Below are 2,463 nucleotides of genomic sequence, written 5' to 3'. Positions count from 1 at the left end.
TTGGACTTTTTAGATCGAAATAATAACCATGAATTATGAACTTTACTCAATGGGATTTTATTAAAAGATATTCGCGAAGCAAGATTATCCGCAGGAGACGTGGGAAATTGGTAGAAAAACATCAAATCGAGGGATTAGAAACGGGGTATAGTGTCGAGTTTTCCGATAGGTTGAGAAAAACGATCGCCCTACCAAAGACGTTGAATACCGTACCGGTCTAAAATAGTATCTACACTAATAATCGGAATATTTTCAACAATGGCTTGAGCTACCAGAAGGCGATCAAAGGGGTCTTTATGATAAAAAGGAAGGGTGATCAGCGCATCCGTATGTTCCGGTGTGATGGCAAGGATATTAAATTGATATTGATTAAGGCATACGTCGATAAAATCTTTGTAAGATTGATGTAAAATGAGTTTACCGATACTGATTTTGATGGCGATTTCCCAATAGGATGCTGGGCTGATTAATATTTCGTTATTTTGGTTAATAATTAGTTGATGGGCGGCGCTACTTAGTGGGGATTCGTTGAGTGTGTACCAAAGCAGAGTATGGGTATCGATTAGACATTTCAAGGCAGATACTCCGAGAAGTCTTGTAAGTGTTCTTTATCATCGGCCACGATGGTAATCATTCCTTTACATAGGCCAGGCCCCGGACGTTGGGGAGATGTGGGGGTTTGCCCGATTAATTTGGCTAGTGGGAGATTATTATCGGTAATCAACAATTCTTCCCCCGGTTTGAGATTGTATATCAGTTCGGGCAGTTTGGCTTGAGCTTCTTGGAGAGAGACAATCATAATTTTACGGCAAGCGCGAAGATGAAAGGACTTTCTAGTCCGATAATTTCTCGATTCTAACCGATCGAAGCAGAGAAGGGATAGGCGAACCGAAAAACCTCTCCATTCAGGACCCGTGTTAAACTGATTAATTATGCTGGTGTCTAGAAGCGACCTATGCCGAACTTAACCTTAAGCAACGAACAAGTTATCGACTTATTCAAACAACTCCCCGAAGCACAGCAAGGATGAGCCTTAATAATATGAGCAAAATTTCGATCGAAGTCAGTCCCGAAGCGGCAGAAGTCTATCAATCCGCATCCCCAGAGGAACAAGAACGCGTCCGGGTTCTTGTCGATTTGCTAATTAGAAAGCCAGTTAACAGCGATATCGATTTCTTGAGAAAACTAATGGACGAAATTAGTGATGAGGCGGAAGCTAGAGGATTAACACCCGAAATCCTAGAATCTTTATTAAATGAGCCTTGAATACTATTTCGTTTTCGATACAAATGTTTTAGTAAGTGCGCTTCTCTCTAAAAACGGTAAAGCTCGTCAGGCATTAGACAAAGCCCAAAATATCGGCAAGCTTTTAATGTCCGAATCTACTTTGTTAGAATTGATCACTGTTTTCAATCGTCCCAAATTCGATAGATATGCCTCCTCAGCAAAAAGGCGGCTATTTATAACGGCGATAGAAAGAACCGCGGAAATTGTCGTGATTCGAGAGAAAATCAAGGTTTGCAGAGATGAGAAAGATAATCAGTATTTAGAACTAGCGATCGATGGTCAAGCTACCTGTATTGTAAGCGGCGATTCTGATCTATTAGTTTTAAATCCATTTCAAGAAATCCCAATTTTAACGATTCAAGAATTTCTAGATCATGACTTTTCCCGTTAGCGATCAGTCTCCCCACCCACGAGCCAGCTAAAGACTCATGTTAAAATCGTTAATCATGCTGGTGTCTAGAAGCGACCTATGCCAAACTTAACCTTAAGCAACGAACAAGTAATCGAATTAGTCAAACAACTCCCCGAAGCACAGCAACAGGAACTATTTAGATTCCTCATCCAGCGTCAGTGGGGAAATATGGAAGCTATAACCGATTACGGAAGCCAACAGGCAAAAATCGTCGCAGCAGAACGCGGCTACGATTGGGATACCATGACGGAAGACGAAAGAGAAGAATTTATCGATGAAATCGTTCACGAGAAGTAGTGATTTATACTGTTGTCTTCGACACAAATATTCTCCTATCTGCTGCGCTTTCTAAAAGCGGTAGCCCGAATAGTTGTTTTTCCCTAGCCCAAAGCAAACTGATTCGATCGGTCACTTGTCCAGAGATTTTAGGCGAATTATCCGAAAAACTGCTACTAAAAATCAAATTTCCTGAAGAACGAGTTAGAAAATACATTGAGGAAATTTGTGATGCTTCTAGCATTGTTTCTATAGGTGGAACACTTAGAGCCGTTCCCAATGATCCCGATGACGATATGATCATAGAATGTGCAATCGCTGGCAAGGCTACCCATATTATTACGGGGGACAAACATCTTCTTTCACTGGTTGAATATCAAAATATTCAGATCGTGAAAGCAAAAGACTTTTTGGACTTTTTAGATCGAAATAATAACCATGAATTATGAACTTTACTCAATGGGATTTTATTAAAAGATATTCGCGAA

6 protein-coding genes are annotated in these 2,463 nt (G+C 40.4%); 4 read left to right on the top strand and 2 right to left on the bottom strand.

Annotated elements, in window-relative coordinates:
- Window positions 1-188 precede the first annotated feature (188 nt).
- Both PX484_RS24645 and PX484_RS24640 read right to left on the bottom strand, forming a co-directional pair.
- Entirely contained in the window at window positions 189-575 is a 387-nt protein-coding gene (locus PX484_RS24645; protein WP_002750641.1) for a type II toxin-antitoxin system VapC family toxin, read from the bottom strand.
- Complete coding sequence (locus PX484_RS24640; protein ID WP_288106042.1) at window positions 572-799, bottom strand: type II toxin-antitoxin system Phd/YefM family antitoxin; 228 nt, start codon at window positions 797-799, stop codon at window positions 572-574. Before PX484_RS24640 ends, PX484_RS24645 begins: the two co-directional genes overlap by 4 nt.
- A 242-nt stretch (window positions 800-1,041) precedes the next feature.
- Between PX484_RS24640 and PX484_RS24635 the strand changes: the two genes are divergently transcribed.
- The 4 genes from PX484_RS24635 (at window position 1,042) to PX484_RS24620 (ending at window position 2,424) form a co-directional block, all read left to right on the top strand.
- Complete coding sequence (locus PX484_RS24635; protein ID WP_002748889.1) at window positions 1,042-1,266, top strand: C2H2-type zinc finger protein; 225 nt, start codon at window positions 1,042-1,044, stop codon at window positions 1,264-1,266.
- On the top strand, window positions 1,256-1,678 hold the full coding sequence (locus PX484_RS24630) for a putative toxin-antitoxin system toxin component, PIN family (protein ID WP_287657265.1): 423 nt from the start codon (window positions 1,256-1,258) through the stop codon (window positions 1,676-1,678). Before PX484_RS24635 ends, PX484_RS24630 begins: the two co-directional genes overlap by 11 nt.
- Window positions 1,679-1,756: 78 nt before the next feature.
- Window positions 1,757-1,996 carry a hypothetical protein gene (locus PX484_RS24625; protein WP_002750644.1) on the top strand — a complete coding sequence of 80 codons (240 nt, stop codon included), beginning with the start codon at window positions 1,757-1,759 and terminating at the stop codon, window positions 1,994-1,996.
- The gene (locus PX484_RS24620) at window positions 1,996-2,424 is read left to right on the top strand and encodes a putative toxin-antitoxin system toxin component, PIN family (RefSeq protein WP_287670035.1); all 429 of its coding nucleotides are present in this window, start codon (window positions 1,996-1,998) and stop codon (window positions 2,422-2,424) included. Before PX484_RS24625 ends, PX484_RS24620 begins: the two co-directional genes overlap by 1 nt.
- The last annotated feature ends 39 nt before the right edge of the window (window positions 2,425-2,463 follow it).

The organism is Microcystis sp. M49636_WE2 (genome assembly GCF_030065375.1).
GTDB lineage: Bacteria > Cyanobacteriota > Cyanobacteriia > Cyanobacteriales > Microcystaceae > Microcystis > Microcystis aeruginosa_C.
Note: the sequence above shows the minus strand (reverse complement) of the source record. Positions and strands in the feature narration are given on the sequence as shown.